The sequence below is a fragment of the Paraburkholderia fynbosensis genome (assembly GCF_902859935.1).
Lineage (GTDB): Bacteria > Pseudomonadota > Gammaproteobacteria > Burkholderiales > Burkholderiaceae > Paraburkholderia > Paraburkholderia fynbosensis.
The window spans coordinates 60,164-72,410 of record NZ_CADIKI010000013.1 but is presented as its reverse complement, the minus strand read 5'-3'; the positions used below and the strand labels follow the sequence as shown (position 1 = coordinate 72,410).

General features: G+C 64.8%; 12 protein-coding genes and 1 pseudogene. 10 read left to right on the top strand and 3 right to left on the bottom strand.

Annotated elements, in window-relative coordinates:
- Nucleotides 1-151: 151 nt before the first annotated feature.
- The 7 genes and pseudogenes from HV770_RS38805 to araD form a co-directional block, all read left to right on the top strand.
- Nucleotides 152-549: pseudogene (locus HV770_RS38805) on the top strand (dihydrodipicolinate synthase family protein); the annotation flags it as partial.
- Complete coding sequence (locus tag HV770_RS21645) at nt 546-1,484, top strand: SMP-30/gluconolactonase/LRE family protein (protein WP_175162830.1); 939 nt, start codon at nt 546-548, stop codon at nt 1,482-1,484. The pseudogene HV770_RS38805 and the gene HV770_RS21645, both read left to right, overlap by 4 nt.
- 299 nt (nt 1,485-1,783) lie before the next feature.
- Nucleotides 1,784-2,959 carry an extracellular solute-binding protein gene (locus HV770_RS21640; RefSeq protein ID WP_175162828.1) on the top strand — a complete coding sequence of 392 codons (1,176 nt, stop codon included), beginning with the start codon at nt 1,784-1,786 and terminating at the stop codon, nt 2,957-2,959.
- A 92-nt stretch (nt 2,960-3,051) separates the two neighbouring features.
- Entirely contained in the window at nt 3,052-4,131 is a 1,080-nt protein-coding gene (locus HV770_RS21635; protein WP_175162826.1) for an ABC transporter ATP-binding protein, read from the top strand.
- Nucleotides 4,128-5,042 carry an ABC transporter permease gene (locus HV770_RS21630; protein WP_175162824.1) on the top strand — a complete coding sequence of 305 codons (915 nt, stop codon included), beginning with the start codon at nt 4,128-4,130 and terminating at the stop codon, nt 5,040-5,042. Before HV770_RS21635 ends, HV770_RS21630 begins: the two co-directional genes overlap by 4 nt.
- Nucleotides 5,042-5,971 (top strand): ABC transporter permease, encoded by a 930-nt coding sequence (locus HV770_RS21625; RefSeq protein WP_175162822.1) that lies wholly within the window; start codon nt 5,042-5,044, stop codon nt 5,969-5,971. Before HV770_RS21630 ends, HV770_RS21625 begins: the two co-directional genes overlap by 1 nt.
- A gap of 31 nt (nt 5,972-6,002) precedes the next feature.
- Nucleotides 6,003-7,754, top strand: coding sequence for an L-arabinonate dehydratase (araD, locus tag HV770_RS21620; RefSeq protein WP_175162820.1), 1,752 nt, complete (start codon nt 6,003-6,005; stop codon nt 7,752-7,754).
- 145 nt (nt 7,755-7,899) lie between these two features.
- On the opposite strand, the gene HV770_RS21615 is transcribed toward araD, so the two are convergent.
- Nucleotides 7,900-8,505 (bottom strand): short chain dehydrogenase, encoded by a 606-nt coding sequence (locus HV770_RS21615; RefSeq protein ID WP_175162819.1) that lies wholly within the window; start codon nt 8,503-8,505, stop codon nt 7,900-7,902.
- Between the two features lie 214 nt (nt 8,506-8,719).
- Nucleotides 8,720-9,172 carry a DUF3005 domain-containing protein gene (locus tag HV770_RS21610; RefSeq protein WP_175163039.1) on the bottom strand — a complete coding sequence of 151 codons (453 nt, stop codon included), beginning with the start codon at nt 9,170-9,172 and terminating at the stop codon, nt 8,720-8,722.
- A 326-nt stretch (nt 9,173-9,498) separates the two neighbouring features.
- Between HV770_RS21610 and HV770_RS21605 the strand changes: the two genes are divergently transcribed.
- The 3 genes from HV770_RS21605 to HV770_RS21595 all read left to right on the top strand — a co-directional run bounded on the left by HV770_RS21605 (nt 9,499) and on the right by HV770_RS21595 (nt 11,698).
- Nucleotides 9,499-9,732: a hypothetical protein gene (locus tag HV770_RS21605; protein ID WP_175162817.1), complete on the top strand. Its 234-nt coding sequence runs from the start codon at nt 9,499-9,501 to the stop codon at nt 9,730-9,732.
- A 154-nt stretch (nt 9,733-9,886) separates the two neighbouring features.
- Entirely contained in the window at nt 9,887-10,813 is a 927-nt protein-coding gene (epsC, locus tag HV770_RS21600; RefSeq protein ID WP_175162815.1) for a serine O-acetyltransferase EpsC, read from the top strand.
- 63 nt (nt 10,814-10,876) lie between these two features.
- Nucleotides 10,877-11,698, top strand: a complete 822-nt coding sequence (locus HV770_RS21595) for an AraC family transcriptional regulator (RefSeq protein ID WP_175162813.1) — start codon at nt 10,877-10,879, stop codon at nt 11,696-11,698.
- A gap of 3 nt (nt 11,699-11,701) precedes the next feature.
- Here the strand turns inward: HV770_RS21595 and HV770_RS21590 are convergent, their stop codons facing one another.
- Nucleotides 11,702-12,217: a metal-dependent hydrolase gene (locus tag HV770_RS21590; RefSeq protein ID WP_175162811.1), complete on the bottom strand. Its 516-nt coding sequence runs from the start codon at nt 12,215-12,217 to the stop codon at nt 11,702-11,704.
- Nucleotides 12,218-12,247: the final 30 nt, after the last annotated feature.

The following is a 12,247-nucleotide window of genomic DNA, read 5'->3' as shown; positions in this document are numbered from 1 at the left end:
CCAGCAAGCTCGCTCAAGCGGCGTCGGCCCCGGTTGTTTAACAACATGGCGAAGCGAATGCTACCGTGAGCGCGCCCATTGCGCTCGCCAGGCTGGCGGCGTCATAAACGAATCCCCACTCCATGACGGCGACTTCGCCGCCCCGGTCATGGCGAAGATCGTGTCGGGCATGGCCGAGCGGCCGGCGCTCGTGCATTTGCGCGAATTCGGCCTCGTGGCATGGACTACGGGCTCGGGACGCATCGCGCCGCGCATGGTCATGGCCTTGCTGCAAGCGGTCCGCAGCGGTGCTCACGAAACCGCGCATCGGCTGTACGACGCGTTCCTGCCGCTCGAAACCCTGCGCGACGCAACCTCGCTGACCCGCGTGCTGCACGATGCCGTCACGTTCGCGCAAATCGCCGACATGGGCCCGATGCTCCACTGCTCAGTTCGACGCCGCGCGAACATCATGCGAAGATCGACCCTGCCGCGCGAGCACTGCTTGCGCTGGAGCGCGGGTTTGTGCAAACCCATTCATCCATCTCCGAACCCCAATCACCAGCATGACCGACAACAGCCGACGCTATCCCGATCCTTCTATCCGCATATTCGATCCGCGCTTCAAGCCGCTGATTCTTGCCTCCGCTTCCGTCGAGTGTCTGTACCAAGGCGCGCGCTGGTCGGAAGGCCCGGTCTGGTTCGGCGATGGCCGCTATCTGTTGTGGAGCGACATACCCAACGACCGCATCCTGCGCTGGGACGAACCGAGCGGCACCGTCAGCACGTTCCGGCAGTCGTCGAACAATGCGAACGGCCACACGCGCGATCGCCAGGGACGCCTCGTCAGTTGCGAGCACCTCACGCGCCGCGTGACGCGCACCGAATACGACGGCTCGGTCACCGTGCTCGCCGACCGTTATCAAGGCAAGCGTTTCAATTCGCCGAACGACGTGATCGTGAAGTCGGACGGCTCGATCTGGTTCAGCGATCCGACCTTCGGCATCGACGGCTTCTACGAAGGCGAGCGCCAGGCGTCGGAACTGCCGGCGTGCGTGTACCGCGTCGACGGCAAGTCCGGCGAGGTGTGGATGGTCGCCGACGACGTGCTCGGCCCCAACGGCCTCGCGTTCTCGCCGGACGAGTCGGTGCTGTACATCGTCGAATCGCGGGGCGAACCGCGCAAGATTCGCGCGTTCGATGTCGGCAGCGACGGCGCTGCACTGTCGAACAACCGCGTGCTGATCGACGCGGGTCGAGGCACGCCGGACGGCTTTCGTGTCGACGTCCACGGCAATCTGTGGTGCGGCTGGGGCATGGGCACCGACGAACTCGACGGCGTGCGTGTCTTCACCGCGCAAGGCGAGCCGCTTGGCCACATTGCCTTGCCGGAGCGTTGCGCGAACGTGTGCTTCGGCGGGCGTCATCGCAACCGGCTGTTCATGGCCGCGAGCCACGGTCTGTATTCGCTCTACGTGAATACCCAGGGCGTGCAAGGGGGCTGAGCGAATCGGCGTGAGCAGATGCGTGTGGGCGCAGGTGAGCGCGCCACGCATTCTCCTGTTGCTTGACAACGAAGCGTGCGATCTCCTGACCGGCTGCGGGTTTGCCCTTGGATGCGGCGCGCTCCGCTTTGATCGATAAGGATTCCCCGCAAAAACGGCGGTTTTCACACGCCGCTCGCCCTCGCGAGTATTTGCTTGACATCGGCTGTTCCGCTTCGCTATGTTGCGTTGGTAGAGAGAAACACCGCCCGCAGCGCACCTGACGGGCGGACTTCCATACCAAGAAGCGAGGAGACGCAATGACTGTTTCGCACAGGTTGTCGCTCAAGCTGGTGTCCGTATGTCTCGCGGCGAGCGCCGCATTCGCATTCGCATCCGCCGCGCACGCGGCCGATCCGGTTACGATCAATATCGTCGACGTGGCCGGCGATCTCCAACTCACGCAAAAGGGCTTCGAGGCCTTCAAGGCGAAGTATCCGAACCTCGTCGCCAATCTCACGTTCACCAACGCACCCGCTCCGCAATTGCCCGGCAAGATCAAGGCGATGCAGGGCGCGGGCCGCTCCGACATCGATCTCGTGCTGACCGGCACCGACGCGCTCGCGGCCGGCATCGAACAGAATCTGTGGATCAAGCTGCTGCCCGACAACGCGGCGCAGTTTCCCGGCGTGCTCGACAAATACGCGCCGGGCCCGCGCAAGATGCAGGACCTCGCGCAGGGCTATGGCCTCACGGTCGCGTATATGCCGGCCGGTCCGCTGCTCGAATACAACCCCGCCAAAGTGAGCGATCCGCCGAAGACGCCCGAGCAGCTTCTGCAATGGTGCAAGGCGCATCCGGACAAGCTGATCTATGCACGGCCGGCCAACTCGGGTCCGGGCCGTACGTTCCTGATGGGCTTGCCCTACGTGCTCGGCGACAAGGATCCGCAGGACCCGATTCACGGCTGGGACAAGACGTGGGCCTTTCTGAAGCAATTGAACGAGTGCATTCCTTACTATCCTGGCGGCACCTCGGCGGTGATGAAGGAGCTAGGCGAGGGCACGCGCGACATGACCGTCACGGTGACGGGCTGGGACATCAACCCACGTGCACTCGGCATCGTGCCGGCTGAATTCCGCGTGCAGGCGTTCGACAACATGACATGGGTGAACGACGCACACTACATGGTGATTCCGAAGGGCGTGCCGAAGGAAAAGCTCGACGTCATCTACAAGATGATGAACTTCATGCTCGAACCGGCGCAGCAGGCCATGACTTATGACGACGGCTATTTCTATCCCGGCCCGGCGATCAAGGGTGTGAGCGTCGAACAGGCGCCCGCGCACAGCCAGGAGGTGCTGAAGAAGTACGGCCGCCCGGAATACGCGAAGCTGCTGGCTGACCGTCCGCATGCGTTGCCGTTGAATGCGTCCGCGATGGTCGCGGCCTTCAAGAAGTGGGATGCCGAGGTCGGCGCACAGAAGACCAAGTAGTCCGCGCATCCAGCCATGCATGCCGTCGCGATTCGCGCGTGACATGTCGAGAGGAGCATTCGTCGACATGTCGCGCGTACCAGGAACCCTCCATGAAGCATCACTTTGAGCAGTTGCGGCTCGACTCGGTGAGCCGCAGTTTCACGAATGCGCAAGGCCACGCGATCGCGGCGCTGCAGGAACTCGACCTGACGATCCAGCGTGGCGAATTCATCGCGTTGCTCGGGCCATCCGGCTGCGGTAAATCGACGGCGCTCAATTGCATTGCCGGCTTGCAGCCGTTGACGGGCGGTGGCATCTGGCTCGACGACAAACGCATCGACGTGTTGCCGCCGGAAAAGCGCGGCTTCGGCATGGTGTTTCAGAACTACGCACTGTTTCCGCATATGAGCGTGCTCGACAACGTCGGTTTCGGTCTGAAGATGCGCGGCGTCGGCAGAAGCGAAACGACGCGCCGCGTGCGCGAGGCGCTGCAGCTCGTGCAACTGGTCGGTCATGAGCACAAGTTGCCCGGCCAATTGTCCGGCGGCCAGCAACAGCGCGTGGCGATTGCGCGCGCGATCGTGATCGAGCCGCCGCTGATCCTGATGGACGAACCGCTGTCGAATCTCGACACCAAACTGCGCATCGAAATGCGCGCTGAAATTCGCCGTATCCATAGCCAGCTCGACCGCGCGACGCTCTACGTGACGCACGACCAGGACGAAGCGCTGTCGATGGCGGACCGCATCGTCGTGATGAAAGAAGGCGTGGTGCAGCAGGTCGCCACGCCGAAAGAGGTCTACACGCGGCCGCACAATCTGCATGTCGCGCGTTTCATGGGTTATCGGAACGTGGCCGAATTCACGCTCGAAGGCACGCAGGGCGAAGGCGTCGCGGTGAGCGTGAACGGCGTGCGTCTGATCGGCACGCCGATGGCGGGCTTCGACAGCAAACGCGTGAGCGTCGCACTGCGTCCCGAGGATATGGAGCGCGCCGCGCCCGGCGCGGACAACGCGTTCGACGCGCTGGTCGACGCGGTCGAATACGGCGGCCGCGATTCGTTGCTGCGTGTGAAGACCGCGTTCGGCGACGTGTGGGCGCGCATCGTCGGCGAATTCGTGGCGGGCGAGCGCATCACCTTGCGCGTGGCGCCGTCGCGCGTGCTGGTCTACGACGCCGAGGCTGTATGAATACGCCTACGTTGTCGCCAAACGCTTCTCAACCCGCTTCTCCAGCTGCTTCGCCACCGCTCGCGGCGCGCGACGCCAAGGCATGGCTCGTCACGCCTGCGTTGCTGTTCATCGTCGCGATGTTCATCTATCCGTTCGCGTACGGCCTCGTACTGTCGTTCCGGCCGATGAACGGCGGCGGCTTATGGGCCAACTATCTGACGTTCTTCACCGACACGTCGATGTGGCCGACGATCCTCGTCACCCTCAAGCTCGCGGTGCCCGCGACGCTGATCAACGTCGGGGTGTCGGTGCCGGTGGCGTTCGCGTTGCGCCGCTACTCGCGCTATCAGAAGATCGTCACGACGCTGCTGGTGATTCCCGTCACGCTCGGCACCGTGCTGATCGCCGACGGCATGCTGACCTACTTCGGCCCCAACGGCTGGTTTCCGCAAGCGTTGCAAGGCCTGCATCTGTACACGCGCGAAGTGCGGCTCACGCACAACTTCTGGGGCGTGCTGATCTCGCTGATCGTGTCGGGTTTTCCGTTCGCGTTTCTGCTGACGCTGTCGTACGTGACCGGTATCGACCCGACGCTCGCGAGTGCGGCGGCGACGCTCGGCGCGAGTCCGTGGCAGCAGTTTCGCCGCATCTATCTGCCGCTGCTGATGCCGGGGCTGACGATGGCGGCGTGTCTGTCGTTCGTGCAGGCGTTCTCGGTGTTTCCATCGGCGGTGCTGCTCGGCGCGCCCGCGGGTCCGACGCGCGTGATGTCGATCGCCGCCGCCGAAGCCGCGTTCGAAAGCTACGACTATTCGCTCGCCTCCGCGATCGCGATGGTGATGGGCTTCGTGCAATTGCTGGTGGTCGCCGCGCTGCTCGGCGCGCGCCGCTTCTTCTACAGCGGACCGGCAACCGGAGGCAAAGGCTGATGACGAGCGAACGTCGTACGGCGCAGCCCGCGTGGTCCGGGTCCGCTTCGAAGGGCCACGGCGACGGCGCGCGCGAGCCCGTCAAGCGCGCGACGCAGCGCGCCGGCGTGCCTGGCCGCGTGTGGCGCGTGCTGGTGTGGGCCGTGATGGTGTTCTTCCTGCTCAACGTGGTGCTGCTGATTGCGACCGTCGCGGTCAATTCCGTGGCGACGCGCTGGTTCGGCACTCTGTTGCCGCCAGGCTTCACGCTGCACTGGTATGCGCAGGCGTGGAGCGATTTCCAGCTCGCGAGCGTGCTGTGGGTGACCGTCGAGGTGGTCGGCGCGGTCGTGCTGCTGTCGGTGCTGCTCGGCGTGCCGGCGGCATACGCGCTCGCCCGCGTGCAGTTTCGCGGCAAGCGCCTCGTGATGCTGATCTTCCTGCTGCCGTTGATGGTGCCGCCCGTCACCTACGGCATTCCGATGGCCACCGTGATGTACAAGATCGGTCTCGCGGGCACGCTGAGCGGCGTGATCCTAGCGAACCTGGTGCCGGCGCTGCCGTTCGTGATTCTGGTGATGACGCCGTTCATCGAGCAGATCGACCCGAATCTCGAAGCGGCGGCGCGCATTTTCGGCGCCAACACGCTCCGTTATTTCCGCTATGTGCTGCTGCCGCTGCTGGTGCCCGGCATGCTCGCGGCGGGGCTGCTGGTGCTGGTGCGCACCATCGGCATGTTCGAGCTGACTTTCTTCACCGCGGGGCCCGCTACGCAAACGCTGGTGGTCGCGTTGTACTACGCTGTATTTTCAACCGGCGTGCGCGCTCCGCAATCGATCGATGCGATGGCGATGATCTACATGGCGATCACGCTGATCTGGGTGCTGATAGCGCTGCAATTCGTCAGCCCGACGCAGATCGTGTCGCGCGTGAAGGAGCAGAAGCGCTGAAGCACTCCCGACGCTATTCGTGGAGCCGACGTTGACGAAGAGAAAGACCGCCGAGGAGCTGCGCAGCCACCGCTGGTACGGCGCGAACGATATGCGTTCGTTCGGCCATCGCTCGCGCACCGCGCAGATGGGCTACAACCGGGAGGAATACGCGGGCAAACCGGTCATCGCGATTCTCAACACGTGGAGCGAGATCAACGCGTGCCACACGCATTTCAAGCAGCGCGTCGAGGAAGTGAAGCGCGGCATCTGGCAGGCCGGAGGCTTTCCCATTGAGCTGCCGGTACAGACGCTGTCCGAGCCGTTCCAGAAGCCCACCACGATGCTCTACCGCAACTTCCTCGCGATGGAAGCCGAGGAGACCCTGCGCTCCTATCCCGCCGACGGCGTCGTCCTGATGGGCGGCTGCGACAAGACCACGCCCGCTTTGCTGATGGGCGCGATCTCGATGGACCTGCCCGCGATCTTCCTGCCCGCCGGCCCGATGTTGCGCGGCAACTGGCATGGCGTGACGCTCGGCTCCGGCTCGGACGTCTGGAAGTACTGGGCCGAACTGCGCGCCGGGACGATCACGCAGGACGACTGGCAGGGCATCGAAGGCGGCATTGCGCGCTCGCCGGGGCATTGCATGACGATGGGCACCGCCTCGACGATGACGAGCGCGGCCGAGGCGCTCGGCTTCACGCTGCCCGGCTTTGCGTCGATTCCCGCGGCGGATTCGCGCCATGCGCAGATGGCGGTGCAGACCGGCATGCGCATCGTCGACATGGTCTGGGAGGATCTCCAGCCTTCCGAGCTCATCACCGCCGGCTCGGTCGATAACGCCGTGACGACCTGCCTCGCGCTGTCCGGTTCGACCAATGCGATCGTCCACATGATTGCCCTCGCGCGCCGCGCGGGCATCGCGCTGACGCTCGAGCGCTACGACGATATCTCACGGCGGACGCCGGTATTGGCCAACATCCGGCCGACCGGCGCATATCTGATGGAGGACTTTTTCTATGCAGGCGGCTTGCGGGCGTTGCTTGCGGAGTTGGGCGAGCTGATCGACGGTTCGCAGAGGACCGTGAACGGCCGCACGCTCGGGGAGAACCTCGAAGGCGCGCGAATTTTCAACGACGAAGTGATTCGCCGCCGCGACAAGCCGCTCCTGCCTGACAGCGGACTTGCGGTGCTGCGGGGCAATATCGCGCCCGACGGCGCGGTGATCAAACCCGGCGCGGCCGAGCCGCATCTGCTCGTGCATACCGGCCGCGCGGTGGTGTTCCAGGACTATAACGACCTGGCCGCGCGCATCGACGACGAAGCGCTCGACATCGACGAGACCTGTGTGATCGTGCTTCAGCATGCGGGGCCGGTGGGCGCGCCGGGCATGCCCGAGTGGGGACAGCTACCGATCCCGCGCAAGCTGCTGCAAAAGGGCGTGCGCGATATGGTGCGTATCTCGGATGCGCGGATGAGCGGCACGAGTTACGGCGCGTGCGTGTTGCACGTCGCGCCGGAGTCGTTCGTGGGCGGCCCGTTTGCGCTGGTGCAAAGCGGCGACTCGATCGAGTTGGACGTACCGCGGCGCAGGCTTAACCTGCTGGTGCCGGACGAAGAACTGGCGCGCCGCCAGGCCGCGTGGGTGAGGCCCGCGCCGCGTTTCACGCGCGGCTATGGCGCGATGTACCAGGTGCATGTGATGCAGGCGAATCAGGGCTGCGACTTCGACTTCCTGCAACGCGGCGGTGCGCATGCCGCGCCGCAGGCGGACAAGCCGGGCGAGCCGGAGATTCACTGAGGGTCTGGCAGGCGGGTCGCCAGGCCACGCCACGCAACGGGTTTATCGAGGGCCGTCGGCAGAGCAGTGCAGCCGCCGCAGAGCGGCGAGACAGCGAGAGGGGGACGCGATGCGGCCAGACCGCATCGCGTGATTCCCTCGACATTCAATACCCCACGCGATACACCCGCCCCGTCTGCGCGCCTTCCACGCTGCGCACGTAGGCGAGCGCCGCGCGTTGCGCCGTCACCGGCTCGAAGCCGCGGAAGTAGGGCGCATAAGCGTCCATGGCTTCGGTCAGCACGGTCGGGCTCACCACGTTGATACGGATGCCGCGCGGCAATTCGATCGCCGCGCCGCGCACGAAACCTTCGAGTGCCATGTTGACCGTGGTCGCGCTCGCGCCCAGGCGAATCGGCTCGTCGGCGATGATGCCGCTCGTCAGCGTGAACGAGCCGCCGTCGTTCACGTATTGCTGCGCGGTTAGCACCACGTTGATCTGACCCATCAGCTTGTCGCGCAAACCGACCCAGAACTGTTCGATGCTCATGTCCGGCAGCGGCCCGAAGTGCACCTTGCCGGTCGCGGTGACCACGCCGTCCACCTTGCCGATCTCGCGAAAGAGTCGCTCGACGCTCGCCGGGTCCGTGATGTCGGCGCGATACTGCCCGCGCGTCGCGCCCACTTCGATCACTTGATGACGCGCCTGCAATTGCGCACTGACGGCCCGGCCCAGTGTGCCGGCCGCGCCGATCACGACGATTTTTTTCATCGGTTGCTCCGTTGAGCGTGGTTGACGTGGGCTCGATTGTGTCGAGGATCGGCGCGGAGAAAAAGCCGCGCTGGCGCCCAGGTCTCGCAACTCTGAGTTTCCAATCGATCCGAAGCAAAGCGCGCGCCATTATTCAAACGGTGCGCGCGATGATATTCAATGATTAATAGGAATAAGCGCGGGATTCAAACGGCAGCGGAATTGCCGCCCGCGCTTATTTCACCCGGTGTAATTCGATCACGCGCGTGGGCCGAAAATGATTCAGCGCATAATGGATACGGCCGCGATCCTGGCGGCTGCCCACTGGACGTGGATCGTCGAACTGGTGATCGGCGGAGTACCCGCCTTGCGGTTCGATCATGCCTTTGTCGATGACCGTGTAGCCGGGTTCGAGCGCGAGCAGCAGATGATTGCCACCAACCCGGCTGTCGAAGCCGGCCATGCCGTCGAGCGCCTCGGGCACGCTGTTCTCCAGCGACGCGTTGCTGGTGGTGATCTCGTCGGGCGAGATAGGCCGGTAACCCGCGATGCGCGCGGCTTCGAGGTTCTTGCCGTCGGTGTCTACCGTGCTGTCGTGCGTGCGGTCGTTGTGCAATTCCGCCGAGCTCGGGCCGCTTGCAGCCGCCTGCTTCGCGACGTCTGCTGGCTTGTTGATATCGCTGTTCATCATGGGTTCTCCTTGAAGAGGACATGGTCGAAGGTCAGCAAAACCCGTACCGCCTGGCCCGACGCCCTTGCACGCGTCACTTACAATGCGCATACCCCACGCTTGCAGCGCGATGCATGTGAGGACATTTCACCTGGCGATTGCGTCGGCGATTCTTTTCGTTTTTTTTAATGGACGCGTATTTTCTACAGAGTATGATCTTACTCCGACGAGCGAAGCGCGGTTAAATTGACGACAGGGCCCCGACTAACTCACCATGGTCGGAAACAACGAACGAAAGGCCGCGCTACTTAAAACATTTTTACGGGGCGTCAGGGCGGTGACTCATGCACTTCGATGCTGCATTCACACATCGCGGCTACTTGTTGAATTGCGCGCCGGCGCGCGCCGGCGATGGCACTTGGCAACCTTATGTGGTGATCTCGCGCTCGAGCGACGGCGAGCTGGTCGCCAACCGTTTCTTCCCTAACGAATTGCGCTTCCGTGATGAACGCGCCGCCATCGCCCATGCACGCGACTGGGCAGTGCGCTGGATCGACGCGAGCAGCGTAACCATCTGAAGAAGCGCCCGCATGGCATGGCACCGCGCAGCGTGAGCGCATGCGAGCCGCGTGCCAGCCGGCGCCGCCGCTGCGCGGGCCGTGACAAAACGCGGTAATCTCTCGGCATAATCCATCATCTCGAACCGTGCTCGCCGCATGGCGTCGTTCTTCTATGCCTAACGTGCCTTCCCAGAACTGGGGTCTCGAACAGATCGTCGCGGACCTGCGCGCCTCGCGTGAACAATTGCATCGCACGCGGCACCCGCTCGGCATTCGCGAACTGCCGTCGCGCGAAGCGGTGGTCAACATCGTCGCGGGCCTGCGCGCGGCGCTGTTTCCCACGCACTACGGCGCGCCCGATCTGACCGACGAAACCGTCGACTACTACGTCGGCCACACGCTCGAGAGCACCTTGCGTTTGCTCGCCGAACAGATTCGCCGCGCGCTGCGGTTTCTGCCCGAGTACGCCGCGACCTTCGAGGCGGAGCTGCAGGAGCGCGCGTTCGGTGTCGCGCGCGAATTCGGCACGCTGTTACCGGGGATTCGCGCGCTGCTGGTCAGCGACATTCAGGCGGCCTTCACCGGCGACCCCGCCGCCCAGCACATCACGGAAATCCTGCTGTGTTATCCGGGCGTGTGGGCGATGACTCACCACCGGCTCGCTCACGCGCTGCATCGGCTCGGCGTGCCATTGCTGGCGCGTTTCATCAACGAGATCGCGCACTCGGCGACCGGCATCGACATTCACCCTGGCGCCACGATCGGGCCGAGCTTCTTCATCGACCACGGCACGGGCGTGGTGATCGGCGAGACCGCGATCATCGGCGAACGTGTGCGGGTGTATCAGGCGGTCACGCTCGGCGCGAAGAGCTTCGCCGCCGATGGCGACGGCGCACTGATCAAGGGCAATGCGCGCCATCCGATCGTCGAGGACGATGTCGTGATCTACGCCGGCGCGACTATCCTCGGGCGGGTGACGATCGGACGCGGTTCGGTGATCGGCGGCAATGTGTGGCTCACGCATAGCGTGCCGCCAGGCAGCAGCGTGTCCCAAGGCAAGGTGCGAGAAGGCGAGCGCACTGACGAGAGCCGGCGATGATGCGCGCGGTGGATGGCCGCTCCGGTTCGTTTGGCTCCAACCACTGCAACTGAGGCACGACTCATGCCGCGCGGCCGCGTCCACATGCCTCGCTGCACGATTGCCGGCGTCGAAGCGACGGTGGCCGACACCGCGCATTCGTTTCCGCGTCATTCGCACGACCGCTTCGGCGTCGGCGTGATCGTGCGTGGCGGACATCGGTCGGCGAGCGGGCGCGGCGTCGTCGAAGCGCGCGCGAACGACGCGATCACCGTCAATCCTGGCGAGGTCCACGACGGCAGTCCCCTCGATGAGCGCGGACGCGCGTGGCGCATGTTGTATTTCGAACCGTCGATGCTGACTCGCGCCGCCACCGAGGTGACGGGTGTGGCGGCGCGGGAGATCGAACTCACGCGCCCGGTGGTGCACGATCCGCTGCTCAAGCATTTGTTCGAGCGGTTATTTGCGGTGTCGGTGCTGACGCAGTCGGCGCCCGACAATCTGCGGACGGAAGCGGCGTTGCTCGAACTCCTCGGGCATCTGGTCCAGAGTCACGCGACCCGGCCGGCGCACACGCTCGCCGTTCATGCGCAGGGTCCGATTGCCCGAGCCAAAGCGCGCATCGACGATGATCCGACTGCCACGCTCACCTTGGCCGAGCTTGCCGCCGACACCGGCCTGAGCCGTTTTCAGTTATTGCGCGGCTTCGCGCACGAGATGGGTTTGCCGCCGCACGCCTACCGGATGCAGCGGCGCATCGCGCTCGCAAGGCGCTCGATCGCGCGCGGCGCGACGCTCGCCGATGCGGCGGCAGCGGCCGGCTTTGCCGATCAGAGTCACATGACGCGGGCCTTCGTGCGCTTGCTGGGCGTGACGCCCGCGAACTATGCGGCTGCGATGCGATAACGCTTAGCCCATGCGCAGATAGCGCAGCAGTGACAGCTCATGTACGCCATGCCACCAGACATGCTCGCCGATCAACCAGGCCGCGGCCCACGAAGCCGCCACCACGATCAGGTCGCAGTGCCCGCTCTTCCACAGATTCAGCGAATGCCGTGCGGCAATCCACGGCACCCCTAGCGGATTCGGCCAGTCGGCCAGCAGATGCATCAGGCCGCCGCACGCGAAGCCGAACGCGGGCGCGGCATAGATCGAATGTCCGAGCCAGTGATAGGACATCGCGAACAGCGCGAGCCACCCCACACCCCAATGCGTCAACGTGCGATGCGTGATCCAGAGACGCCGCGCGCGCGACCACCACGCCACCTCCATCCAGTCCGGCGCGGTGCTGCCGGCGAGACCGGCGAGGAAGCTCAACAGGACGCCGAGATGATACGAATCACCGTCGCCGGTATGCGCGACGATTGCCGCCGCGATGACACCGGCTGCAAAACCGGTCGCGTGATGCGCGTTGCTGGAAGCCATGAAACTCGCGGCGCAGCGCGCCGCGTCAAA